This is a genomic window from Roseovarius gaetbuli, assembly GCF_900172365.1.
GTDB lineage: Bacteria > Pseudomonadota > Alphaproteobacteria > Rhodobacterales > Rhodobacteraceae > Roseovarius > Roseovarius gaetbuli.
In genome coordinates this window covers 12,454-35,199 of the sequence record NZ_FWFJ01000003.1, presented here as the reverse complement: position 1 = coordinate 35,199, position 22,746 = coordinate 12,454, and the positions used below count along the sequence as shown (strand labels likewise).

Sequence of the window (22,746 nt, the reverse complement as noted above, 5' to 3'; positions counted from 1 at the left end):
CGTGATCTTGCGACAATGCTGCCCATGCACTATGAGGACGCAACGGTACGGGGGACTCGGCCCCTGACCCAACCGGCGGAGTTGGCATGGCGCGGCGCAAGAAAATTTACGAAGGCAAGGCAAAGACCCTCTATGAAGGGCCTGAACCCGGAACGATCATTCAGTATTTCAAGGATGACGCCACCGCGTTCAACGCTGAGAAAAAGGCGGTTATCGAGGGCAAGGGCGTGCTCAACAACATGCTCTCGGAATATTTCATGACCGGGCTCAACACCATCGGCGTGCCGACGCATTTCATCAAACGCATCAACATGCGCGAGCAATTGGTGCGCGCCTGCGAAATCGTGCCGCTTGAAATCATCGTGCGCAACTATGCCGCAGGGTCGATGGCCAAACGCCTTGGCATTGAAGAGGGCACGCAATTGCCGCGCCCGATTGTTGAATATTGCCTCAAGGATGACGCGCTTGGCGATCCTTTGGTCACCGAAGAACATATCGCCGCCTTTGGCTGGGCCAGCCAGCAGGACATGGACGACATCCTGAGCCTTGCGCTCCGGGTGAATGATTTCATGGCCGGGGTGATGTTCGGCATCGGCATCAAGCTGGTGGATTTCAAGATCGAGGTCGGCCGCGTCTATGACGGCGATTTCCAGCGCCTGATCGTCGCCGACGAGATCAGCCCCGACAGCTGTCGCTTGTGGGATATCGAAACCGGTCGCAAGCTTGACAAGGACGTGTTCCGCCGTGACCTCGGCAGCCTGACGGATGCCTATACCGAGGTGGCTAACCGTCTGGGCATCATGCCCAAAGGCGCCACGCCGATGGCCCGTCCGACGCTGATCAACTGAGTGCGCGCCTGCGCCCAATGACCACCCGGCGCGCATTGCGCCGCCAGACTACATAGGAAAGACGCCATGAAAGCACGCGTGCATGTCATGTTGAAAAACGGGGTTCTCGATCCGCAGGGCGAGGCCGTGCGCCACGCGCTTGGCTCTTTGGGCTTTGACGGGGTGAACGGCGTTCGTCAGGGCAAGGTGATCGAGCTTGATCTTGCCGAAACCGACGAGGCCGAGGCCCGCAAGACCGTTACCGATATGTGTGAAAAGCTTCTGGCCAATACCGTGATCGAAAGCTACTCGGTGGAGCTGGGCTGATGCGGGCTGCCCGGCTGACGGCCTGGCGGGAACCGCTTGAAATCGTTGAATTACCTGATCCTGAGGCGCCCAAGGGTGGTGTCGTTCTAAAGGTTCTGGCCTGCGGCGTTTGCCGTTCGGACTGGCATGCCTGGGTCGGGGCCGATCCAGATGTGTCCTTGCCGCACACGCCTGGCCATGAGTTTTGCGGCGAGGTGATTGGCGTCGGGCAGGGCACCTCCCGCTGGCAAATCGGGGACCGGGTTATTGCGCCCTTCATTCTGGCCTGCGGGGCCTGCTCTGATTGCCGCGCCGGGAATCAGACGATCTGTCTTGATCAGGCGGTGCCGGGGTTCACCATTCCGGGCGCCTTTGCCGAACAGATTGCCGTGCCCTTTGCCGATGCCAACCTGACTGCGTTGCCGACAGGCATCAGCCCCGAGCTGGCCGCGGGACTGGGGTGTCGGGTGACAACCGCCTGGCACGCACTGACCGGGCGCGCGGCCTTGCGTCCGGGAGAATGGCTGGCGGTTTTTGGGGGTGGCGGTGTCGGGATTTCGGCTCTGTTGCTGGGGCGTGCCCTTGGCGCGCGCGTGGTCGTGGTTGATATCGTTCCCGAAAAACTGGCCTTTGCCAGGGCTCTTGGCGCCGATGCGGTGGTCAATGCGGCGCAGGTCGATGCCGCGACTGTTGTGAAAGAGATCACCGGCGGCGGGGCCGATCTTGCGATCGAGGCCCTGGGCATTGCGGCCACAACCATCGGGGCGCTCAAATCCCTGCGCAAACTCGGGCGGCTGGTTCAGGTGGGCATGCCTGCGGGCGAGCACGCGACCATGCCGATTCCGATGGATGTGGTCTATTCCGGGCAGCTGGCGATTTATGGAACGCGCGGCATGCCGAGCTGGCGCTATCCCAGTCTGCTCAGCCTGATTGAGGGCGGTCATGTCGACCTGAACCCGCTCGTGACCCGCCGTATCGCGCTTGGCGAGGTGACATCAGAGCTTGCAGCGTTTGACAAGGCGGCCCCGCCCGGCGTAGCAGTCATCACAGATTTCTCAAGCTAAGGAGCGCGCTATGAAAGCGGCTGTCATCGTCTTCCCTGGATCCAACTGCGACCGCGATCTGGCCGTTGCTCTGGAAAGAGCCGGGGCCGATGTGACCATGGTCTGGCACAAGGATACAGAACTGCCTGGCGGTATGGACCTGATTGGCGTTCCCGGCGGGTTTTCGTTTGGCGATTACCTGCGTTGCGGGGCAATTGCGGCCAATTCGCCGATTTGTCGGTCGGTGATCAGCCACGCCGAAAAGGGCGGTTACGTGCTTGGTGTCTGCAACGGCTTTCAGGTGCTGACCGAAACCGGCCTTCTGCCGGGCGTTCTGCTGCGCAATTCCGGGCTCAAGTATATCTGCAAGCCGGTCTCGCTTACGGTCAAAACCGCCGACAGCGCCTTTACCCGAGGGTATGCTGCGGGCAGCCATATCACCATTCCGATTGCCCACCACGATGGCAATTATTTTGCCGATGAGGCGACGCTTGACCGGCTGGAAGGCGAGGATCGCGTGGCCTTTACCTATGACGACAATCCCAACGGCTCGGCCCGCGACATTGCCGGCATCCTGTCGGAAAACCGTCGGGTTCTTGGCATGATGCCGCATCCCGAGCGGATGGCAGAGCCGACTCATGGCGGCACCGACGGGGCGGCGATGTTCACCTCGCTTGTGGGCCAGCTTGCCGACGCGTGATACCATTGACGCGCGCGCCTTGAGATGGGCGCCCTCGCGGCCTAGAGTCTAGGCCATGAGTGGCTCATTGATCAAATCCCCGGTTCCGCGCATGCGCACCATAAGCTGGCGCGCGCGCCTCGTGCTCTTGGCGCTTGTGGTGCTGGCGGTTTCGGTGGTGGTGGTGACCAACCGGCTTTTGACCGACCGCTTTACCGAAAACACCCGCAACCGCGCCGAATTGCGGCTTGTGCTCTATAGCGGCAACTTGCTGAGCGAGCTGCGCCAGAACGCGATCGTGCCGCAGCTTCTGGCGCGCGATCCCGCGCTTATCCGCGCGCTCAGCACCGATGATTATGCCCAGTCGACGCAACGCCTCATTTCCTTCCTGAGGGAGATCGGTGCCGCCTCTTTGACGCTGCTGGACAAGGACGGACGCACGGTGGCCGCGACCGAGCGAAGCTCGCTTGGCAAGTCGCTCAAGCAGGAGCCTTATTTTGTCGATGCGCTGCGCTCAAGAGATACTGTCTTCAAGGTGTTGCGCCAGGAAACCGGGCAGTACAACTTTTACTATTCGCGCCGGATCGACACCCAGAACGAAGTGCTGGGCGTGATCCTTGTCGAGGTCGATCTGCGCAAGTACGAGCGGGCCTGGGCGGGCATTTCCGACGCGGTGATGGTCACCGATAGCGAAGGCCAGATCATCCTTGCGACCGAACCGCGATGGCGCGGTGTGAGCGAGGCCGACGCCCTGCGCCGCGAGCCCGCCAATAGCGCCATTCAGCGCGCCATTCAGGCCACCGCCGACTGGACCGCCCTGCCGCCCGATGCCTATGTGCGCGGCGAGGCGGTGATGCGGGTCGAGGGCAGGGTGGCGTTTCGGGGCTGGCGGATCGCCAGTTTCACCACCTACGCCACCGTGCGCGACAAGGTGAACGGCTATCTCGCGCTCGAGATCATGGCCTTTGCGATTCTCCTGGCGCTCGCGTTTTATTTTCTCAACCGCCGCACCGCCGTTCGGATGGTTCTGTTTCAGCGGGAATCGGCAGAGCTTCGCGCATTGAATGCCCGCCTCCAGCGGGAAATCGCCGAGCGTCAGCGGGTGCAGGAGAACCTTGCCGTGGCCGAACAGACGCTTCAGCAAAGCTCGAAACTGGCGGTTCTGGGCGAGATGTCGGCGGCGGTCAGTCACGAGTTGAATCAACCGCTTGCGGCGATGAAAACCTACCTGGCCGGGGCGCGGCTTTTGCTGACGCGCAACCGCCCCGACGAGGCGCTGTCGGCGTTCCAGCGGATCGACGATCTGATCGAACGGATGGGCGCGATCACCAAGCAGCTCAAGTCCTATGCGCGCCAGAGTGGTGACACGTTCGAGCCTGTAAACATGGGCGATGCACTTGCTTCGGCGCTTGCGATGATGGAACCGCAGCTGCGCTTGCGCAAGGTCAAGATCGACCGCACCCTGCCCAGTGAACCGGTGATGATCATGGGCGATCGGGTGCGGGTGGAGCAGGTCATGATCAACCTGTTGCGCAACGCCATGGATGCCACCGAGAACGTCGAGGATGCGACCATCGACATCCTGCTGGCCGCAGGCGAAACCGCGATTCTGACCGTGCGCGACAACGGCACCGGGATCGTCAACTTCGAGAACCTTTTCGAGCCGTTTTACACCACCAAGCTGCCCGGCGACGGGGTTGGCTTGGGGCTTGCCATTTCATCGGGTATCGTGAACGACCTAGGCGGACGCCTGACGGCGCGCAATGCGCCGGGTGGGGGGGCTGTATTTGAAATGCAACTGCCTATCTTGCAACAAGAGCCGGAAGAGACCCGTGCAGCGGAGTGATGCAAAATGCCAAGTGCGATGAAGATTGCGATTGTTGACGACGAAAAAGACATGCGTCAGTCGATCAGCCAGTGGCTGGCCCTGTCGGGCTATGACACCGAGGCCTTTCCAAGCGCCGAAGAGGCGCTGAAATCGCTTGGGGCCGATTACCCCGGTATCGTGGTGACCGACATCAAGATGCCCGGCATGGACGGCATGCAGTTCCTCAAAAAGCTGATGGGCACGGATTCAAGCCTGCCGGTGATCATGATCACCGGGCATGGTGATGTGCCGATGGCGGTCGAGGCAATGCGCATCGGCGCGTTTGATTTCCTGGAAAAGCCGTTCAATCCGGATCGCATGACGGAATTGGCCAAAAAGGCCACCAACTCGCGCCGCATGACCCTTGATAGCCGCGCCCTGCGCAAAGAGCTGTCGGATGGCGGCCAGTTGATGAAAAAGCTGATCGGCACAAGCCAGGCGATGGAGCGGCTGAAAGAAGACATCCTTGATCTTGGGCAGGCCGATGGTCACGTTCTGATCGAGGGCGAAACCGGCACCGGCAAGACCCTTGTGGCGCATGCCCTTCACGCGGTCGGCGCGCGGGCAGGCAAAAAATTTGTCACCGTGTCCTGCGCCGCCTTTGAGGATGAGGCGCTTATCAAGCGGCTGTTCGGCCCGATGCACCCCGAAGACACCCAACTGCCCGCGATTGAAGAGGCGCGCGGCGGCACGCTTGTGCTTGAGGATATCGAATCTCTGTCCGAGGCCGCGCAGGCGCGTCTTTTGACCCATATCAACGAGGACGGCACGCCGCCCGAGATCCGCATTGTCGCGATTTCCAACATGCAGGACGAGGGGCGCACCTGCGAAGACGCGCTGCGCTCGGATCTGTTTTACCGTTTGGCGTCGCTGCGCATCACCCTGCCGCCGCTGCGACAGCGGGGCGAGGATATCCTGACGCTGTTCACCCGGTTCAGCGATCAGTTTGCCGATGATTACGGCTGTGAGGCGCCGCAGGTCTCGGCGCAGGAAGCAACCCAACTGTTGCAGGCCCCTTGGCCCGGCAATGTGCGCCAGCTCTTCAACGTGGCCGAGCGCGCGGTGCTTCAATCGCGCCGTGGCAGCGGCACCATCGCCTCGCTTTTGATCTCGGATCATCAGGACATGCAGCCGGTGATGACCACCGAAGGCAAGCCGCTCAAGGAATATGTCGAGGCGTTCGAGAGGATGCTGATCGACAACACGATGCGGCGCCACAAGGGCTCGATCGCGGCGGTGATGGATGAATTATGCCTGCCACGCCGCACGCTGAACGAAAAAATGGCGAAATACGGCTTGCAGCGCTCGGATTATCTCTGAGCGTTCAATCGGCCGAAATCGCATTTTCTCCATTGTAATTCCTCTATGTGACGCTTTAGTGTGACACGATGGAGACATGCATTGCGATGCAGAATCCGCACGAGTTTCGCTATTGGGTACAAGCTTGGGTTTACATCCCGCAGTTCCCGATAGACCGATTGGGCCCCGTAACAGGGGCCAAATACACGCCTGATCCCTGATAGCAGGGTGGTCAGGCCCTGAATTGGCGCCTTGACGGGTGCCGGAGTAAAAGAACCGCGATGAAGCGCGCGACACATCAAAACGTCATAGCCGGGGCCGCCACAGGCGCCCAGTGCTGCGCGCGCGTTATTGCCCTTATCAGACATCTCCCGCGACACGCCGCCCCACCGGGGCAGGTGTGTGCGCCGCGATGCAAACGGAAAACATGGCTAAGAAAATGCTCATTGATGCCACCCACGCGGAAGAAACCCGCGTTGTGGTGGTCGACGGAAACAAGGTCGAGGAATTTGATTTTGAGTCCGAAAACAAACGCCAACTTGCAGGCAATATCTATCTAGCAAAGGTTACTCGGGTCGAACCGTCGCTTCAGGCGGCGTTCATCGACTATGGCGGCAATCGCCACGGGTTCCTTGCCTTCTCGGAAATTCATCCCGACTACTATCAGATTCCGGTCGCTGACCGTGAAGCCCTGATGGAAGAAGAGCGCGCCTATGCCGAGGCGCAAAAGGAAGAAGACGAAAAGCCCAAGCGGCGCACCCGGTCGCGGTCGCGCCCAAAGGCCAAGGCGGAAACCACCAGGTCTGACGACGCGGTGGTGAACGGCGAGATTTCCGGCATGGAAACCATAGACCTTGACGACGATGCCGAAGAGGGCTCGTCGCCCATGGAGCGCGTCGCCGAAACCCCGGTGGAAGAGCCCGAAGCTGAGGCCGATAACGCCGCAACCGACGCACCTGAGGCCGAAGATCACGCGCCGGAAGATCACGGCCAGGACGCATCTGACGATCACAGCGACGACGAGTCTGACGAGGGCAGCAAGCGCGACCATGCCTCGCGTGATGATGACATCGAATCTGTCGCCGATGAAGATGACAGCGAAGATATCCGCCCGGTGCGCAAACCGCGCCCGCGTCGCTATAAAATTCAGGAAGTGGTCAAGGTTCGCCAGATCCTTCTTGTACAGGTCGTCAAGGAAGAGCGCGGCAATAAGGGCGCGGCGCTGACCACATATCTTAGCCTTGCAGGCCGCTATTGTGTTCTCATGCCCAACACCGCGCGTGGCGGCGGCATCAGCCGCAAGATCACCAACGCGGTTGATCGCAAGAAGCTCAAGGAAATCGCTAATGAGATCGACGTGCCGTCCGGCGCGGGTCTTATCGTGCGCACCGCCGGGGCCAAGCGCACCAAGGCCGAGATCAAGCGCGATTACGAATACCTTCAGCGCCTCTGGGAGCAAATCCGCGAGCTGACGCTGAAATCAATTGCGCCTGCGAAGATTTATGAAGAAGGCGACCTGATCAAACGCTCGATCCGCGACCTGTACAATCGTGACATCGACGAGGTTCTGGTCGAGGGCGAGCGCGGCTATCGCATCGCCAAGGACTTCATGAAAATGATCATGCCGTCCCATGCCAAGAACGTGAAGCATTACGTCGATCAACAGCCACTTTTCGCGCGCCATCAGGTCGAATCCTATCTCTCGGGCATGTTCAACCCCACGGTTCAGCTTAAATCCGGCGGTTATATCGTGATCGGTGTGACCGAGGCGCTTGTCGCCATCGACGTCAACTCTGGTCGCGCCACCAAGGAAGGCTCGATCGAGGAAACCGCGACCAAGACCAACCTTGAGGCCGCCGATGAGGTCGCCCGCCAATTGCGCCTGCGCGATCTGGCCGGTTTGATCGTCATCGACTTTATCGACATGGACGAGCGTCGCAACAACTCGGCCGTCGAAAAGCGCATGAAGGACAAGCTCAAGACCGACCGAGCGCGCATTCAGGTCGGCCGGATTTCCGGCTTTGGCCTGATGGAAATGTCGCGCCAGCGTCTGCGCCCCGGCATGATCGAGGCCACGACACAGCCTTGTCCGGCCTGTCACGGCACTGGTCTGATCCGTTCGGATGACAGTCTTGCGCTGTCGATCCTGCGCCAGATCGAGGAAGAGGGCGTGCGCCGCCGCTCGCGCGAGGTTCTGGTGAAATGTCCGGTGGAGATCGCCAACTACCTGATGAACCAAAAGCGCGAACATGTGGCGGGGATCGAAACCCGCTATGGTCTGTCTGTGCGTATCGAGGGCGACCCGAGGCTTATCAGCCCCGATTTCACGCTTGAAAAGTTCAAGACCGCGACCCGCGCCGTGCCCGAAATGGTCATTCCGCAGTTCGTGTCGGCCCATAGCTCGCTGATGGACGATCTTGAGGACGAGGTCGAAGAGGATGTGGCCGAGGACGAGGCGGAGGCCGAAACTGAGGTCGAGGCCCCGAAAACCAATGGCGAAGCCGATGCTGAGGATGGCGACAAGCCGAAAAAGCGGCGTCGGCGTCGGCGTCGGCGGTCGAAATCCGGTGGCAATGGTCAGGACGACAACGGCGAGAATGGGGATAACGGCGAGAATGGCGCTGTAAGCGAAGAGGCGGCGCCTCAGACCGACGCGCAACCCGGAGAGCAAGCCGCCGAACCCGCAGCCGAGCCTGAGGCCGAAGAAAAGCCCAAGCCCAAGCGCACGCGCCGCCCCCGCAAAAAGCCCGAGCCCAAGGCGGTTGAAGCTGAGGCAGAGACCGACACCGGTGCTGCGGAGGCCGAGGCGCCTGCTGCCGAAGCAGAGCCCAAGCCGAAGCCAAAGCGCACCCGTGCGCCGCGCAAGAAGAAAGAGCCGGAAGTAGCGGCAGAGGCGACCCCGGAGACTCCAGCCGAAGCGCCTGTCGCAGACGCGCAGACCGAGGAGGCACCCGAGCCGACCCCGGGACCGATTGCCGAGGTGGTCGAGCCCGTGGCCGCGCCGGAACCTGCTCCAGAGCCAGAGCCAGAGCCAGAGCCCACTCCGGTTGCCGCCACAGCGGAGCCTGCACCGGCGACACAAGAAGTGGCAGAGGAAGATGCCAAACCCAAACGCCGAGGCTGGTGGTCGCTTGGCGGCTAAGGCATCGCCTTGATAAAAAACATGCAAACGCCGCGCCCTGAAAAGCGCGGCGTTTCGCGTTGGCGGGGCTCAGGATTTGCGGATGATATAGGTCTGGACGCCGTCCGCTTCTTTGGCCTCGACAAGCTCATGCCCGGCCTCGGCGCAAAAATGCGGCACGTCGATCACCGCCGCCGGATCATCGGCCTGCATCGCGATCAGATCGCCAACGTCAAGCGATTTCAACCGCTTGCGCAGCTTGAGAACGGGCAGGGGGCATAAAAGCCCGGTGGCATCCAGGGTATCTTTCAGTGTCATACCCGCCAGATAGCGGCCTTGTTACAGCCTGTCCACAAGGTTGTGACGCAATGCCGGGTGACGCGCGTCCACGAACGGGCTATGTCAAACGGTATGTTTGGAATCGAAATCATAGACGCCGGTCTTTTGCCCGCGATGATCGTGGCCCTGATGGCCGGAGTCATCTCATTTCTCAGCCCCTGTGTGCTGCCGATCGTGCCGCCATATCTCGCCTATATGAGCGGCATTAGCCTGAGTGAGCTTTCCGATGGTTCTGGCAAGCGCGCCCGCGCGGTGGTGCCGGCCTTGTTCTTTGTTCTGGGCCTTTCGACGGTGTTCTTGTTCCTTGGCTTCACCGCCTCGGCGATTGGCACGGTATTCTTGCAATATCAGAGCTATTTCAACACCGTAGCGGGCGTTCTTGTGATGGCCTTCGGGGCGCATTTCATCGGTATCTACCGGATTTCCTTTCTGGATCGCGAGGCGCGGATTGATGCGGGGGATCAGGGCGGATCGTCCTTTGGCGCCTATGTGCTGGGGCTGGCCTTTGCCTTTGGCTGGACGCCCTGCATCGGCCCACAGCTTGGCGCGATCCTGTCGCTGGCGGCGTCTGAGGGCAACGTGGCGCGCGGCACCACGCTTTTGGCGGTCTATGCCTTTGGCCTTGGCGTGCCGTTCCTGCTTGTGGCGACCTTCCTGCCGCGCCTGACCGGGCTTATGGGCTGGATGAAGCGCCACATGGAACAGATCGAGCGGGTGATGGGCCTCTTGCTCTGGACGATTGGCTTGCTGATGCTGACCGGCGGCTTTTCGGCGTTTTCCTTCTGGCTGCTTGAAACCTTTCCGGCGCTCGCGGTGCTTGGATAAGCCCTTACTCTTGCCAAAATCCTGCGCTAGGCTTGCCCGCGCAAGAGGTAAGGTATGAGCAGCCCCCACCCCCCCGAAGTCCGCCGCAGGCGGGTGTTTTACATTCCGGGATATGATCCCATTCCGCCGCGTCGCTACCGCGAGCTTTACCGCAAGGAAAGCGCCGCGCAGGCGGGGGTGTCTGGCTATGACATCTCGCTTGGCACTGGGGCAGCGGGGGCGTCGGGCACGCGCTTTGGCTGGGGCGTGGCGGCAAAGATCGACGGCACAGAGGTGCAAAGCGAGGTTTCGGTGCTGGTCTGGTCCGATATCGTCAAATCCAGCATGGATACCGGGATTATCGCCACCTATCTGCAACTGATCCGCACGGCGGCGAGTTATATCGGCACCGGTGCTTTGTTCCGGCTGATGCGGCTTCGCAAGGGGCCGGTAATCGCGGCGCTTTACCCGGTCGGCTTTCTGATCGCGCAACTGGGGCTGGCGCTCTTGCTGGCCTGGGCTATTGGGCGCGTCTTTGCCCTGTGGCAGCCATGGGCGGCCTGGGGCGGGCTTTTGGTGGTGCCGCTTGTGCTGGCATGGTTTCGGCGCATGGACGGTCGGTTTTTCGCCTATTACCTGATGCATGATTACGCCTATTCGGCGCGCTATCTTGGCGCCAACCCGCCCGAGCTTGAGGTGCGCCTGGCCGCGTTTGCCTCCGAGATTGCCGAGGCGCTGACGCAAGACAGCGACGAGGTGCTGGTGGTCGGGCACTCGTCCGGCGCGCATCTCGGGGTGTCGATCCTGGCCGATCTGATCCGCGCGGGGCTGGTCCCCAAGGACGGCCCGGCGCTGTCGTTCCTGTCGCTTGGGCAGGTGGTGCCGATGGTGTCGTTCCTGCCGCGCGCGCATCGCCTGCGCGCCGATCTGGCCTATCTTTCGGCGCGCGATGAACTCTCTTGGGTTGATGTCACCGCACCCGGTGATGGCTGCGCCTTCGCGCTCTGCGATCCGGTGGCGGTCACCGGCGTCGCGCCCGACAACAAACGCTGGCCGCTGGTCGTGTCGGCGGCCTTCAGCCAAACCCTGAGCCCCGCGCGTTGGAAGGCGCTGCGGTGGCGGTTTTTCCGGCTGCATTTTCAATATCTCTGCGCCTTTGATCGCCCCGGCGATTACGATTATTTCCAGATCACCGCGGGGCCAAAGACCCTTGGTGCACGTTACGCCGGTCGCGCCCCCTCCAAAAGCCGGATCGAGCGTCCGACCTCGGGCTATCGGAGCATCGCGCCTTGAGCCAGCCGCCGAAACCAACGCCGCGCCCCGGTCGGGTCTCGCTCTGGCGCTATCTGTGGCTGTTTCGCGAGGATATCCTCTCGGCGCAACCGGCGCGGCTTTATCGCGCCTGGATGGCCGAGTTTCGCACCCCGTTCTTTCGCTCTTACCTTTGCAATCAGCCCGAATTGATTGACCTTATCCTCAAGACCCGCCCGGATGATTTCCCCAAATCTGACCGCGTCGGCGAGGGGCTGCGCCCGCTGTTGGGGCAGTCGGTTTTTGTCACCAATGGCGATCTATGGAAGCATCAGCGCCGCATCATCGACCCGGCATTTGAGGGCGGGCGCCTGCGCGACACCTTCGCCGCCATGCGCAAGGCAGGCGAGGGCGCGGTTGCGCGGCTTGCCCCGCTGGCCACCGGCCAACCAGTCGAGATCGAGGCAGAGGCCAGCCACGCCGCAGCGGACGTGATCTTTCGCACGCTGTTTTCCATCCCGATCGAGGATGCCACCGCCACCCGCGTGTTTGACGAATTTCGCGCCCATCAGCGCACCCAGCCGGTGTTGAACCTTGCCGCTTTTGTGCCGTTGCCGCGCTGGTTTCCGCGCTTCCACCGCAAGCGCACCCGCGAGACGGCCCGCGCCATTCGCGCGTTGATAACCGAGCTGACGACGACCCGGATGCAAGAGATCAGCGCCGGCACCGCGCCCGACGATCTTGCCACCAAGATCATGACCACCGCCGATCCGCAGACCAGTAAACGATTTGCGACCGAAGAGATGGTCGATCAGGTGGCGATCTTTTTCCTGGCGGGGCATGAAACAAGCGCCTCGGCGCTTGCCTGGTCGCTTTACCTTTTGGCGATGCATCCCGATTGGCAGGACAAGGTTGCGGGTGAGGCCGAGGGCGTGATCGGTGAGGCAGGCCCGGACTTTGGCGATATGGCGCGGCTGCGCGTGACGCGTGATGTCTTCCGCGAGGCGCTGCGGCTTTATCCGCCGGTGCCGATGATGGTGCGCGAAACCGCCTGTCCAGAGCGCTTTCGTGACCGTGATATCCCAATGGGCGCGCAGATCGTGCTGAGCCCCTGGCATCTGCACCGTCACGAGCGGCTCTGGAACAATCCGGACGGCTTTGATCCGGGCCGCTTTCAGACCGAGAACGGCAAGACCTGTTTGCGCAACGCCTATATGCCGTTTTCGGCCGGTCAACGGGTCTGTCCCGGGGCCGGGTTCGCGATGATCGAGGGACCGCTCTTGCTGGCGATGCTGCTGCGGGCCTATCGGTTTGAGCTTTTGCCCGAGCGTCCGGCCATGCCGGTGGCGCATCTCACGGTGCGCGGGCGCGACGGGATCTGGCTTGCCATCACCGCGCGCGAGAAAGTGCGCCCCCCCCCTAGGCAAGCCCCGCCATAGCCCCTATATGTGTCTTGTCCTTTCGGGGACTATGGACATAAACGCGCTCGTAATACGCGGATCGGACCCGGGGGCGGTACCCGGCGACTCCACCAACAATCCCTTCATTTGGGGGATCCTGGGGTCGAAACAGGATCGACGAACGTCTAAAGGGGTATTGCTTTGTCTCGGTGAGGTACCACCGTTATCGGTCCGAAAAGTACAATTGCAAATGACAATCGTGCTCCGGTAGCTCTCGCAGCGTAAGCTGTTAGAAAAACCGAAACTTAAGCCCTTGCGCCTAGCAGCGTAAGGCGGGGTTCGCAGGCACCTGGCAACAGAAGCCTGCACTTTACCCACCCATAACCCAATGATGGCCCCCGGCATTTGTGATGCGGCGTCGCGATCCGCTGTGTGTTTCATCTCTGGATGTGCTATGTCGAGCGGGAGTAACACCACGGCCAGAGGCCGCCGCTGGCTAAGGTGAAGAACGCGATGCATAACCCGGATTTTGCACATATTTTTCGGGTATTTGGGCGCATTGGCCTGCTGTCCTTTGGTGGCCCTGCGGCGCAGATTTCGATGATGCATGAAGACCTGGTTGTGCGTCATAAGTGGCTGACAGAGCAGCAGTTTCTTGGCGCGCTGTCGTTTTGCATGTTGTTGCCGGGGCCTGAGGCGATGCAATTGGCGACCTATGCGGGCTGGCGCCTGCGCGGGGTGGCGGGCGGCCTCTTGGCGGGCTTGTTGTTCGTGATGCCGGGCGCCTGTGTCATTCTGGGCCTCGCGATGGGATATGCCTATTACGGCCAACTGCCGCTGGTGCAGGCGTTGTTTCTTGGGGTCAGGGCGGCGGTTGTGGTCATCGTATTTCAGGCGCTTTTGAACCTCTCGCGCCGCGCGCTTGTGGGCGCGCAAAGCTGGTCACTCGCGGCGCTTGGCTTTGCGGCGATGTTTTTCCTGTCGGTGCCGTTTCCCCTGATCATCGGCGCGGCAGCACTTTGCGGCTATGCCGCAAGCCGGGGGCAGGTCACCGCACCATCCGTGGCCGCGCCGGTAAGGCTTGGGGAGACCCTGCGCACCGCCACGCTCTGGGGCGCATTATGGGGCGCGCCGATCCTGATCGCCTGGGCGCTTGGGGCGGAGTTACTGACCGATCTGGCGCTGTTCTTCAGCAAGCTGGCGCTGGTGACCTTTGGCGGCGCCTATGCGGTGCTGGCCTATATGACCGAAACGGTGGTGGCGACCAAAGGCTGGCTGAGTACCGCGCAGATGATCGACGCGCTTGGGCTGGCGGAAACCACGCCGGGGCCGCTGATCCTTGTGACCGAGTTTGTCGGGCTTCTCGCGGGCTTTGCCAAAGGTGGGCCGGGGCTGGCCATTCTGGCCGGTATCATGACCCTTTGGGTAACGTTTACGCCTTGTTTTTTATGGATATTCACGGGCGCGCCCTATATCGAGACCCTGCTGGAGCGGCCTCGCCTCAAGGGCGCTTTGGCGGGGATATCGGCGGCGGTGGTCGGGGTGATTGCCAATCTCTCGGCCTGGTTTGCGCTTCATGTCTTGTTCGGCACCGTGGGCGCGACCCGCTTTGGCCCGCGGCCCGAGATCGCAAGCTTTGCCCCCGTCAGCTTTGCCATGGTGCTGCTGGCCGGCGCTTTATTGCTCTGGCTGCGCCTGTCGATGCTGCGCGTTTTGGGGCTAATGGTGGTGTTTGCCGGTGCTCTGCATGGTTTGAGCTAAAGCCGCGCATTGCGGGTCTTTTTTTTTGCTTCGAATCCCCTATGCTGGAGCGCAGCAATTCCCCGGGGTAAAGCATGTCTCGCACAATCGACTATGGAAATCTGATGCACCGGGCCATGCGTGGCCTGATTCAAGAGGTGTTGACCGGCGTGCGCGACCACGGCTTGCCCGGATCGCATCACTTTTTCATCACCTTTGATACGACTCACCCTGACGCCAAGCTGGCCGATTGGTTGAAAGAGCGGTATCCGGCGGAAATGACCGTTGTGATGCAGCATTGGTATGACAATCTTGAGGTGACGGATGAAGGGTTTACGGTCACGCTGAATTTCGGCGATGCACCCGAGACGCTTTATGTGCCTTACGACTCGATTCAGACCTTCGTTGACCCATCGGTCGAATTCGGTCTGCGGTTTGAAACGCAGGACGGCGATGACGATGACGGGGATGATGACACGGATCCCGAAAGCCTTGAGGCCGAGCCGTCGAAAAACGAGGCCGATGTTGTCAGCCTCGACAGCTTTCGAAAGTAAGCCGTTTTACCTCGTGATCTGTGCATTGCGTGACACTGTATCCCACAGTATACAGTATTGATCTTTCCGGCGTGTGCGTTATGAACAGAGCAAACCGCCAGAGAGAGGCTTTGCCATGACCGCGACCCGCACCGAAACCGATAGTTTTGGCCCCCTAGACGTTCCCGCCGATAAATATTGGGGCGCGCAAACGCAGCGCTCGATCCAGAACTTCCCGATTGGTTGGGAAAAACAGCCCATCGCCATCGTGCGCGGGCTTGGCGTGATCAAAAAGGCCTGCGCGCAGGCGAATATGGCCTCTGGCAAGCTTGACCAGACCCTTGGCAACGCGATTGTAGAGGCCGCAGGCGAGGTGATCGAGGGCAAGTTTGACGACAACTTCCCGCTTGTCGTCTGGCAGACCGGATCGGGCACGCAATCAAACATGAACGCCAACGAGGTCATCGCCAATCGCGCGATTGAAATCCTTGGCGGCGTCATCGGCTCCAAGGATCCGGTGCACCCCAATGACCATTGCAACATGGGCCAGTCGAGCAACGACACCTTCCCGACCGCCATGCATATCGCCACCGCGATGAGCGCGCGTGACGTGCTTTTGCCGGGGCTGGAAAAGCTCTTGGCCGGGCTTGATGCCAAGGCCGAAGAGTTCAAGGACATCATCAAGATCGGCCGCACCCACACCCAGGATGCGACGCCACTGACCCTCGGGCAGGAATTCTCGGGCTATGCCCATCAGATCCGTCAGGGAATTGCGCGCGTCAACGCCACGCTGCCCGGTATCTACGAGCTGGCGCAGGGCGGCACCGCCGTCGGCACCGGGCTCAACACCGCGCATGGCTGGGGCGAGACCGTGGCGGCCAATATGGCCGAGATCACCGGTCTGCCCTTTGTGACCGCGCCCAACAAGTTCGAGGCGCTTGCCGCCCATGACGCGATGGTGTTCATGTCCGGCGCTTTGGCGACGGTGGCGGGCTCGTGCTACAAGATCGCCAACGACATCCGCTTTCTGGGCTCCGGCCCGCGCTCGGGTCTGGGCGAGCTGATCCTGCCCGAGAATGAACCCGGCTCCTCGATCATGCCCGGCAAGGTCAACCCGACCCAGGCCGAGGCGCTGACGCAGGTGGCGGCGCATGTGATGGGCAATGACGCGGCGATCAAGTTTGCCGGAAGCCAGGGGCATTTCGAGCTCAACGTCTATAACCCGATGATGGCCTATAACCTGTTGCAGTCGATCCAGCTTTTGGGCGACGCCGCCGATAGCTTTACCGAGCGGATGCTGAACGGCATCAAGGCCAACGAGCCGCGTATCGACAAGCTGATGAAGGAAAGCCTCATGCTGGTGACAGCACTGGCGCCGACCATCGGCTATGACAATGCCACCAAGGTCGCCAAGACCGCGCATAAGAACGGCACCACCCTCAAGGAAGAGGCGATCGCCCTTGGCCTTGTCGATGCCGAGACCTTTGATCGCGTCGTGCGCCCGGAAGACATGATCGGCCCGAAATGACATCGGGGCCGGTCAACCTGAACCGGTTCAGAAAAGAAAAGGCGCGGGCCAAGGACAAGGCCCGCGCCGATCAAAACGTCGTCAAGTTCGGGCGCAGCAAGGCCCAAAAAGAGCTTGAAAAGGCCCGCGCCGACAAGGCCGCACGCGATCTCGATCAGCTCAAGGGCGAAGAATGAGCGCGCGCCCGGTCAAGCATTCGCTCACCCTCAAGGGCCATCGCACCAGCGTGTCGCTTGAGGCGGAGTTCTGGCAGGCGTTTCGCGAGATTGCCGCGCAAGAACAGATACCGATCAACGCCCTGGCCGCCGAAATTGATGCAGAGCGCGGGGTTGATCTCGGGCTTGCCTCGGCGATCCGGCTTTACGTTCTGCGCCATTACCGAGATCGTTAAAGCATGGTGCTCAAAAGTGGGAACCGGTTTTGAGGGTCTCGTACATGCGACATGCTTTGGCACAACGAAAAATGGCGCCGCAGGGATGCGGCGCCATTTCTCTGTTTGCAAGCGGCTGATTACTCGGCCGGCTGTGGCTCTGCCACGCCGCGCTTGTCGCGCAGGCTGTCGCGGTAAAGCGCCTTGGTCAGCGCAATCACCATCAGCATCATCACTATGGCAAAGGGCAGGGCGCCGATGATCATGGCATTTTTCAGCGCCTCGAACGGATCGGCCGCCGCGCCAGAGTTGCCCGCGATGATCAGCGCGCCAATCACCAGCGTCAGGATAAGACCCCAGATGATGCGGTGCTTGACCCCGGTTTCGGCCTGACCGCCCGACATGATCGTGTTCATCACAAGGATGCCCGAATCTGCCGAGGTGACCAGGAAGGTCATGATCAGTACCACGCACATGATGGTGATGCCGGTCAGAAGACTGCCGTCGATCATGAAGCCGAGTGTCGCAAACAGCTTGTTGGTGTTGGAGGCGCCGATGATTGCGCCTTGGGCCACACCGCTCAGTTCAAGGTCAATCGCGGTGGCGCCAAGGATGGTCATCCATGCGAAACACACAAGCGCCGGAGCGATGACACAGCCAAGGATGAATTCGCGCACGGTGCGCCCCTTGGAAATGCGTGCCAGGAACAGACCGACGAAGGGCGAGAACGCAATCCACCAGGCCCAGTAGAAGGTGGTCCAGCCGGCCTGCCAGCCGAACAGACGGCCTTGGGTGCCGGCCTCATAGGCGGCGATCTTGGTGGCCTCGGGCAATTCGGCGGCGGCGCCGGTCAACCCAGCGGCAAAGCCGGAATAGCTTCCCCAGGCATTTGTGGCCCCACCAAAGAGGTCACCGGCAAGCGGTGCGGCCTCGGCGGGCAGGGCGGCGGCAAAGGCATCCGACGACAACGGCCCATAGGCGTTGAACGACAGCGACACGAAATGCAGGATGTAATCGACGAAAGCGGTGGCATATTTGGTCATCGCGAAGGCGAAAGAGCCAAACACCACGAACACCAGAAGCAGGATGAACGACAGCACGAGATTGAGGTTCGAGAGATACTTGATCCCGCGGCCGACGCCCGAGACTGCCGACATGATCGACATGCCCATGATCGCCAGAAGCGCCGCGATAAGACCCACGGTCGAGGGTTTCGGCGTCTCAAGCTCTGTATTCATCAGCCATTCCATACCGGTGACCGCATAAACGCCGTCAACGAATTGCGAGACACCAAAGCCGATGGTCACCGACACACCAAGAATGGTCGCCACAACGCCAAGGACATCGACGATATCGCCGATGATGCCATTGGCCGCGCGCCCAAGAAGAGGCGTCAGCGCCGAGCGGATCGTCAGCGGCATGTCACGGGTATAGGCGTAATAGGCAAGGCTAAGCCCGGTCACCACATAGATCGCCCAGGCGTGAAAGCCGTAATGCGCGAAGGTATAGCGATAGGCCGAAGTTACCGCCTCGGGTGTATTGCCCTCGACGCCGCCTGCAACAACCACCGGGTTCGATCCCCAGAGACCAAGCGGCTCGGCGGTGGCAAACACCATAAGGCCAACGCCCAGACCTGCGCCGAACATCATCGAGAACCATGAAAAATTGGAAAACTCGGGCTTTTCGCCCTCGCGGCCCATCAAACGGCGGCCAGTGGCCGGAAGAAGCGCCACGATAAACAGGAAAAAGGCAAAGATGCCGGTGGCGATGATGTAAAAGCTGTTGAAGCCTTCCAGAAGTTTCCAGTTCAGGCTTGAAAGCGTCGCATTAGCATTCAGCGGAAAGACAAGTGCCCAGATCACCAAAAGCACCATGGCCGTTTTGGAGATAAGCGCGATCGGAAGGCTATAGCCTTCGTAAAATCCCGATGGAGCGGTCTTGATCTCCAGATCGGTAAAGGGGGGTTTGATACTCATGTGTGACTGTTCCCGGTTCCGTTTCTATTTGGTTGGGGGCGGATCATTCTGGGTCGTGTCTTGGTCAAGGTCGCGCAAGATGCGGCCTTTCGCCCCATCGCAAGAGTGTCTCACAGGGCAGAGTTTCGCGCCGGAGAGAAATACGGCGCTCGACCGCCGGTTTGCGACGCTTTGCGCCTCCGAGAGCGCGCGGCGCGCCCGGTATTTCAGCGATGCTTTAGTGCGAAACAAGAAACGTGAAGTTTCTGAAGCGCGGTCCGGCCGGGGGCGGTTTGGCCCGTCATGTGCGATTCTGCAGGGCGGTGACTGCGAATTTGCGACATAAATTGTGTCGGTTTCGTCGTGAAATGCCCGCGCTGCGGTTGCGTCAGCCCCCTGCGCCTTGTTAAGCTGGCTTATCAAGCGGGTCAAAGCGGGCACGATACACCACTGCGCAGGCACCGATCGCCTGCCGCTTTAAGAGCCCAGAACGCAACACTAGCCGACGCATCTTACGTGGCCGCGTTTCGCCAAAGCCCGCCCCAAGGCGGGTCTTTTTGCGCGCAGGTTCAACAGAACGGCTAAGATAAAAAGGGGGCCTTAATGGCCGATGAAACTGTAAATCCGGGTATTCCCGCGCCTGAGGGTCATTCCGACCTGATCGATACCGACTACGAGCTCGGTCAGGACAACGTTCAACCTCAAATGGGGCCGATTGGGCTTGATATCCACAACCCAGTGTTTTTTATCTCGGGGTTGGCGATCATTTTGTTCGTCTTCTACGCACTCGCTTTGCCCGAACAGGCGGCTGCTGTGTTCAGCTGGCTGTTCTCGGCGGTCACCAAGAGCTTTGACTGGTTCTTTCTGGGGGCGGCGAATATCTTTGTGGTGTTTTGCCTGTTCCTGATCGTCAGCCCCTATGGCAGCGTTCGCCTTGGCGGGGCCGAAGCGACGCCAGATTATAGCTATGTCGGCTGGTTCTCTATGCTGTTCGCGGCGGGCATGGGCATCGGCCTGATGTTCTTTGGCGTCTCTGAGCCGATGAGCCATTTCGCAAGCTCGATGGGCGGCACGTCCATGGGCGAGAACGGCCTGCGCTCTGACTGGGCGCCGCTTGGCGCGGCGGGTGGCGACGCGGGCGAGGCCACGCGCCTTGGCATGGCGGCGACGATCTTTCACTGGGGGCTTCACCCTTGGGCGATTTACGCGGTCGTGGCGCTTGCCTTGGCCTTGTTCAGCTATAACAAAGGCTTGCCGCTTACCCTGCGCTCTGCCTTTTACCCGATCTTTGGCGAGCGGGTCTGGGGCTGGACCGGCCACCTGATCGACATTCTGGCGGTTTTTGCCACGCTGTTCGGTCTGGCCACCTCGCTTGGCTTTGGCGCCGAACAGGCGGCCTCGGGGCTGACCTTTCTTTACGGGTCGGGTGACGCGGCAGAGGGCACGCGAAGCTTCATCGGCATCCCCTACGGCAACACCCCGGAAAGCGGCGTGGACAATTCGAGCCTGCTTCTGGTGCTGCTGATTTCCGGGATCACGGCAATTGCGCTTATCTCAGTCGTGCGCGGTCTTGATGGCGGGGTCAAGGTCTTGTCCGAGATCAACATGGGGCTGGCGGCGCTTTTGCTGGTGTTCACGCTGATCGTCGGCGGGCCGATCTTTCTTCTGACGTTCTTCGCGGACAGTCTCTGGGCCTATCTGCAAAACGTCATTCCGCTCAGCAATCCGTTTGGACGCGAGGACACCAACTTCATGCAGGGCTGGACGGCGTTCTACTGGGCGTGGTGGATCAGCTGGTCACCCTTCGTCGGCATGTTCATCGCCCGCGTCAGCCGGGGCCGTTCGGTGCGCGAATTCCTGATTTGCGTGCTGCTGATACCAAGCCTCGTCTGCGTGTTGTGGATGAGCGTTTTCGGCGGCACCGCCATCAGCCAGGTCGTCAATGACGGCTATACCCTGGCCAAGGACGCATCGCTGGAGCTCAAACTGTTTTACATGCTTGATCAGTTGCCGCTGGCGACGATCACCTCGACCATCGGGATTGTTCTTGTGGTGGTGTTCTTTGTCACCTCATCGGATTCCGGCAGCCTTGTGATCGACACGATCACGGCAGGTGGCAAGGTCGATGCGCCGGTTGCGCAGCGGGTGTTTTGGTGCATCTTTGAAGGAGCGGTTGCCATCGTTCTATTGGTTGGCGGCGGGCTGGCCTCGCTCCAGTCGGCGGTGATTTCAACCGGCCTGCCATTCACGCTTGTGCTTTTGGTGATGTGCTGGGCGATCTTCCGGGGGCTGCAAAGCGAAAAGCGAAGCCTCTGACAGCGCAAGGTAAATTGGAGATCATGGCCCCCCGGTGCTTGCGTGCCGGGGGGCTTTGCTGTTTTGTGCCTGCACTCACAGATTTCAGGGGGATATCGCGGTGACATTGGATGTTGAATTTGTACGGTCCCAGTTTCCGGCCTTTGCCGAGCCATCCCTTCAGGGACAGGCGTTTTTCGAGAATGCCGGCGGGTCCTATACCTGCGCGCCGGTGATTGCCCGGCTTGAGCGCTATTACCGTCAGCGCAAGGTTCAGCCCTATGCCCCCTACGAGGCAAGCCGCCTTGCAGGCGATGAAATGGACGAGGCGCGCGCGCGCCTTGCCGCCATGCTTGGCGTGGCCAGCGACGAGGTAAGCTTTGGCCCCTCGACCACGGCCAATACCTATGTGCTGGCGCAAGCGGTGCGCAAATGGATGGAGCCGGGCGATGCCATCATCGTCACCAATCAGGACCACGAGGCCAATTCAGGCCCCTGGCGGCGTCTGGCCGACGAAGGCTTTGAGGTGCGCGAATGGAAGGTCGACCCCGACACCGGCATGCTTGACCCCGAAGATCTCGAGACCCTGCTGGATGAGCGGGTGCGCCTTGTGTGTTTTCCCCATTGCTCCAATGTCATCGGCGCCATCAACCCGGTGGTGGCCATCACTGCGCTTGCCCATGCGGCGGGGGCGTTTGTCTGTGTCGACGGGGTTAGCTATGCGCCGCATGGCCTGCCGGATGTGGGCGGGATGGGCCCGGATATCTATCTGTTTTCGGCCTATAAGACCTATGGGCCGCATCAGGGCATCATGGTGATCCGCCGCGAGCTGGGCAATCTGCTGCCCAATCAGGCGCATTATTTCAACGCCGATACGCTCTACAAACGTTTTACCCCGGCTGGCCCCGATCATGCGCAGGTGGCGGCAAGTGCGGGCATGGCGGATTATGTCGACGATCTGGCGGCGCATCACGGCATCACCGGCGAGGCCTCGGCGCGGGCGGTTGGCGTGCATGACCTGATGCGCGCGCATGAGGTAACGCTGCTACAGCCGCTTCTGGATTACCTCAAGGATCGCAATTCGGTCCGGCTTTTGGGCCCTGACCGCGCCGAAGATCGCGCACCCACGGTGGCGGTTGCCCTCAACAGACCCGGCGAAGAGGCGGCCACGGAGCTTGCCAAACACGGCATCATGGCAGGGGGCGGCGACTTTTACGCGGTGCGCCCGCTGACGGCGATGGGGATCGATCCCGCGCAGGGTGTTTTGCGCCTGAGTTTCGTGCATTACACAAGCCGCGACGAGATTGATAAACTATTGACGGCCCTCGACGATATTCTTTGATCCGCGCCCCGAGTCGCGACGTATGACTTTAAAACACCGGGGCAGGA

At 61.0% G+C, this 22,746-nt stretch carries 19 protein-coding genes and 1 other RNA gene; 18 read left to right on the top strand and 2 right to left on the bottom strand.

The window, feature by feature from the left end; translation table 11 throughout:
* The first annotated feature begins 86 nt into the window (after nucleotides 1–86).
* The 7 genes from purC (at nucleotide 87) to ROG8370_RS02330 (ending at nucleotide 9,163) form a co-directional block, all read left to right on the top strand.
* Nucleotides 87–848: a phosphoribosylaminoimidazolesuccinocarboxamide synthase gene (gene purC / locus ROG8370_RS02360; RefSeq protein ID WP_073199550.1), complete on the top strand. Its 762-nt coding sequence runs from the start codon at nucleotides 87–89 to the stop codon at nucleotides 846–848.
* Between the two features lie 66 nt (nucleotides 849–914).
* Entirely contained in the window at nucleotides 915–1,154 is a 240-nt protein-coding gene (purS, locus tag ROG8370_RS02355; protein WP_085825487.1) for a phosphoribosylformylglycinamidine synthase subunit PurS, read from the top strand.
* On the top strand, nucleotides 1,154–2,197 hold the full coding sequence (locus ROG8370_RS02350) for a zinc-dependent alcohol dehydrogenase family protein (RefSeq protein WP_085825486.1): 1,044 nt from the start codon (nucleotides 1,154–1,156) through the stop codon (nucleotides 2,195–2,197). Before purS ends, ROG8370_RS02350 begins: the two co-directional genes overlap by 1 nt.
* Before the next feature lie 10 nt (nucleotides 2,198–2,207).
* A complete protein-coding gene (purQ, locus tag ROG8370_RS02345; protein WP_085825485.1) occupies nucleotides 2,208–2,876 on the top strand; it encodes a phosphoribosylformylglycinamidine synthase subunit PurQ in 669 nt (222 codons plus the stop codon).
* A gap of 55 nt (nucleotides 2,877–2,931) precedes the next feature.
* Nucleotides 2,932–4,701 carry a sensor histidine kinase gene (locus tag ROG8370_RS02340; RefSeq protein WP_085825484.1) on the top strand — a complete coding sequence of 590 codons (1,770 nt, stop codon included), beginning with the start codon at nucleotides 2,932–2,934 and terminating at the stop codon, nucleotides 4,699–4,701.
* Between the two features lie 6 nt (nucleotides 4,702–4,707).
* On the top strand, nucleotides 4,708–6,042 hold the full coding sequence (locus ROG8370_RS02335) for a sigma-54-dependent transcriptional regulator (protein WP_085825483.1): 1,335 nt from the start codon (nucleotides 4,708–4,710) through the stop codon (nucleotides 6,040–6,042).
* Between the two features lie 406 nt (nucleotides 6,043–6,448).
* Nucleotides 6,449–9,163 carry an Rne/Rng family ribonuclease gene (locus ROG8370_RS02330; RefSeq protein WP_085825616.1) on the top strand — a complete coding sequence of 905 codons (2,715 nt, stop codon included), beginning with the start codon at nucleotides 6,449–6,451 and terminating at the stop codon, nucleotides 9,161–9,163.
* A gap of 69 nt (nucleotides 9,164–9,232) precedes the next feature.
* On the opposite strand, the gene ROG8370_RS02325 is transcribed toward ROG8370_RS02330, so the two are convergent.
* Nucleotides 9,233–9,460, bottom strand: coding sequence for a sulfurtransferase TusA family protein (locus ROG8370_RS02325; protein WP_085825482.1), 228 nt, complete (start codon nucleotides 9,458–9,460; stop codon nucleotides 9,233–9,235).
* A gap of 93 nt (nucleotides 9,461–9,553) precedes the next feature.
* Here ROG8370_RS02325 and ROG8370_RS02320 point away from each other — a divergent pair, with 93 nt between their 5' ends.
* The 9 genes from ROG8370_RS02320 to ROG8370_RS02280 all read left to right on the top strand — a co-directional run bounded on the left by ROG8370_RS02320 (nucleotide 9,554) and on the right by ROG8370_RS02280 (nucleotide 17,128).
* Complete coding sequence (locus ROG8370_RS02320) at nucleotides 9,554–10,306, top strand: cytochrome c biogenesis CcdA family protein (protein WP_085825615.1); 753 nt, start codon at nucleotides 9,554–9,556, stop codon at nucleotides 10,304–10,306.
* Between the two features lie 54 nt (nucleotides 10,307–10,360).
* On the top strand, nucleotides 10,361–11,578 hold the full coding sequence (locus ROG8370_RS02315) for a hypothetical protein (protein WP_085825481.1): 1,218 nt from the start codon (nucleotides 10,361–10,363) through the stop codon (nucleotides 11,576–11,578).
* The gene (locus ROG8370_RS02310; protein WP_170925161.1) at nucleotides 11,575–12,975 is read left to right on the top strand and encodes a cytochrome P450; all 1,401 of its coding nucleotides are present in this window, start codon (nucleotides 11,575–11,577) and stop codon (nucleotides 12,973–12,975) included. Before ROG8370_RS02315 ends, ROG8370_RS02310 begins: the two co-directional genes overlap by 4 nt.
* Nucleotides 12,953–13,306: a transfer-messenger RNA gene (ssrA, locus tag ROG8370_RS02305) on the top strand. Before ROG8370_RS02310 ends, ssrA begins: the two co-directional genes overlap by 23 nt.
* Before the next feature lie 143 nt (nucleotides 13,307–13,449).
* Nucleotides 13,450–14,697 (top strand): chromate efflux transporter, encoded by a 1,248-nt coding sequence (chrA, locus tag ROG8370_RS02300; RefSeq protein ID WP_085825480.1) that lies wholly within the window; start codon nucleotides 13,450–13,452, stop codon nucleotides 14,695–14,697.
* A 74-nt stretch (nucleotides 14,698–14,771) separates the two neighbouring features.
* Nucleotides 14,772–15,230 (top strand): SspB family protein, encoded by a 459-nt coding sequence (locus ROG8370_RS02295; protein WP_085825479.1) that lies wholly within the window; start codon nucleotides 14,772–14,774, stop codon nucleotides 15,228–15,230.
* Nucleotides 15,231–15,345: 115 nt separating this feature from the next.
* Nucleotides 15,346–16,737, top strand: a complete 1,392-nt coding sequence (gene fumC / locus ROG8370_RS02290) for a class II fumarate hydratase (RefSeq protein WP_085825478.1) — start codon at nucleotides 15,346–15,348, stop codon at nucleotides 16,735–16,737.
* A complete protein-coding gene (locus ROG8370_RS02285) occupies nucleotides 16,734–16,913 on the top strand; it encodes a DUF4169 family protein (protein ID WP_085825477.1) in 180 nt (59 codons plus the stop codon). Before fumC ends, ROG8370_RS02285 begins: the two co-directional genes overlap by 4 nt.
* A complete protein-coding gene (locus ROG8370_RS02280; RefSeq protein ID WP_085825476.1) occupies nucleotides 16,910–17,128 on the top strand; it encodes a ribbon-helix-helix domain-containing protein in 219 nt (72 codons plus the stop codon). Before ROG8370_RS02285 ends, ROG8370_RS02280 begins: the two co-directional genes overlap by 4 nt.
* 119 nt (nucleotides 17,129–17,247) lie before the next feature.
* Here the strand turns inward: ROG8370_RS02280 and ROG8370_RS02275 are convergent, their stop codons facing one another.
* Nucleotides 17,248–19,083, bottom strand: a complete 1,836-nt coding sequence (locus ROG8370_RS02275) for a BCCT family transporter (RefSeq protein ID WP_085825475.1) — start codon at nucleotides 19,081–19,083, stop codon at nucleotides 17,248–17,250.
* Nucleotides 19,084–19,665: 582 nt separating this feature from the next.
* Here ROG8370_RS02275 and ROG8370_RS02270 point away from each other — a divergent pair.
* A complete protein-coding gene (locus ROG8370_RS02270) occupies nucleotides 19,666–21,378 on the top strand; it encodes a BCCT family transporter (RefSeq protein ID WP_085825474.1) in 1,713 nt (570 codons plus the stop codon).
* A 100-nt stretch (nucleotides 21,379–21,478) separates the two neighbouring features.
* Complete coding sequence (locus tag ROG8370_RS02265; protein ID WP_085825614.1) at nucleotides 21,479–22,699, top strand: aminotransferase class V-fold PLP-dependent enzyme; 1,221 nt, start codon at nucleotides 21,479–21,481, stop codon at nucleotides 22,697–22,699.
* Nucleotides 22,700–22,746 lie beyond the last annotated feature (47 nt).

What these genes read in the sequence shown, in the direction of transcription:
- purQ (WP_085825485.1), top strand. Translation starts at nt 2,208, where the DNA reads ATGAAAGCGGCTGTCATCGTCTTCCCTGGATCCAACTGCGACCGCGAT.
- ROG8370_RS02330 (WP_085825616.1), top strand. Translation starts at nt 6,449, where the DNA reads ATGGCTAAGAAAATGCTCATTGATGCCACCCACGCGGAAGAAACCCGC.
- ROG8370_RS02285 (WP_085825477.1), top strand. Translation starts at nt 16,734, where the DNA reads ATGACATCGGGGCCGGTCAACCTGAACCGGTTCAGAAAAGAAAAGGCG.
- chrA (WP_085825480.1), top strand. Translation starts at nt 13,450, where the DNA reads ATGCATAACCCGGATTTTGCACATATTTTTCGGGTATTTGGGCGCATT.
- purS (WP_085825487.1), top strand. Translation starts at nt 915, where the DNA reads ATGAAAGCACGCGTGCATGTCATGTTGAAAAACGGGGTTCTCGATCCG.
- ROG8370_RS02335 (WP_085825483.1), top strand. Translation starts at nt 4,708, where the DNA reads ATGCCAAGTGCGATGAAGATTGCGATTGTTGACGACGAAAAAGACATG.
- ROG8370_RS02325 (WP_085825482.1), bottom strand. Translation starts at nt 9,460, where the DNA reads ATGACACTGAAAGATACCCTGGATGCCACCGGGCTTTTATGCCCCCTG.
- ROG8370_RS02270 (WP_085825474.1), top strand. Translation starts at nt 19,666, where the DNA reads ATGGCCGATGAAACTGTAAATCCGGGTATTCCCGCGCCTGAGGGTCAT.
- ROG8370_RS02340 (WP_085825484.1), top strand. Translation starts at nt 2,932, where the DNA reads ATGAGTGGCTCATTGATCAAATCCCCGGTTCCGCGCATGCGCACCATA.
- ROG8370_RS02315 (WP_085825481.1), top strand. Translation starts at nt 10,361, where the DNA reads ATGAGCAGCCCCCACCCCCCCGAAGTCCGCCGCAGGCGGGTGTTTTAC.
- ROG8370_RS02275 (WP_085825475.1), bottom strand. Translation starts at nt 19,083, where the DNA reads ATGAGTATCAAACCCCCCTTTACCGATCTGGAGATCAAGACCGCTCCA.
- ROG8370_RS02350 (WP_085825486.1), top strand. Translation starts at nt 1,154, where the DNA reads ATGCGGGCTGCCCGGCTGACGGCCTGGCGGGAACCGCTTGAAATCGTT.
- ROG8370_RS02280 (WP_085825476.1), top strand. Translation starts at nt 16,910, where the DNA reads ATGAGCGCGCGCCCGGTCAAGCATTCGCTCACCCTCAAGGGCCATCGC.
- ROG8370_RS02320 (WP_085825615.1), top strand. Translation starts at nt 9,554, where the DNA reads ATGTTTGGAATCGAAATCATAGACGCCGGTCTTTTGCCCGCGATGATC.
- purC (WP_073199550.1), top strand. Translation starts at nt 87, where the DNA reads ATGGCGCGGCGCAAGAAAATTTACGAAGGCAAGGCAAAGACCCTCTAT.
- ROG8370_RS02295 (WP_085825479.1), top strand. Translation starts at nt 14,772, where the DNA reads ATGTCTCGCACAATCGACTATGGAAATCTGATGCACCGGGCCATGCGT.
- fumC (WP_085825478.1), top strand. Translation starts at nt 15,346, where the DNA reads ATGACCGCGACCCGCACCGAAACCGATAGTTTTGGCCCCCTAGACGTT.